Annotated in this window: 1 pseudogene; it reads left to right on the top strand. The window is 56.2% G+C overall.

The window, feature by feature from the left end:
* Positions 1-776, top strand: a pseudogene (locus tag AAC147_RS06755) (DNA primase); the annotation flags it as partial.

The raw sequence follows: 776 nt of genomic DNA, 5'->3' as shown, positions 1-776 counted from the left end.
TATGCGCTCAAGCTGTTGCAGTCAGACGGCGAGTTAACAATGGCGAGTACGGGCAAGGATGAAGCCACGGGCAACCTCGTGACCAAAAGCTACACCGTCAAAGGCCCGGTGATGCTGATGCTCACCACGACTGCCATTGATGTGGATGAAGAGCTGCTCAACCGCTGTCTGGTGCTGACGGTGAATGAATCCCGCGAACAGACCGAAGCGATCCACGCGGTGCAGCGCCAGAAACAAACCCTCGAAGGCTTGCTGGCCGAGAACGAGCGCGATTATCTGACCCAGCTTCACCAGAACGCGCAGCGGTTGCTGAAACCGCTGAATGTGGTCAATCCCTATGCTCACCAACTGACGTTCCTGTCAGATAAAACCCGCACCCGCCGTGACCATATGAAATACCTGACGTTAATCCAGAGCATTGCCCTGCTGCACCAGCACCAGCGGGAGATCAAGAGCACTGAGCATCGCGGCAAGCGGCTTGAATATATCGAAGTGAGCAAAGACGATATCAAACTGGCGAACCAGCTTGCCCATGAAATCTTAGGCCGGACGCTGGACGAAATGCCGCCGCAGACGCGCAGGCTGTTACTGTTAATCCAGCAGATGGCGCACGGCATGGCAGCAGAACAACAATGCGCACTGAATAGGGTGCGTTTTACCCGACGGGATATCCGGGCTTACACGAACTGGAGCGACAGCCAGCTTAAGCTGCATTGCCAGCGCCTGAGCGACATGGAATACCTGCTTGTTCACGGTGGCAGTCGCGGGCACCTGCT

This window comes from Xenorhabdus sp. NBAII XenSa04 (genome assembly GCF_963866145.1).
GTDB lineage: Bacteria > Pseudomonadota > Gammaproteobacteria > Enterobacterales > Enterobacteriaceae > Xenorhabdus > Xenorhabdus indica.
The sequence above is the reverse complement of the archived record's forward strand: the minus strand, read 5'-3'. Positions and strand labels throughout refer to the sequence as shown.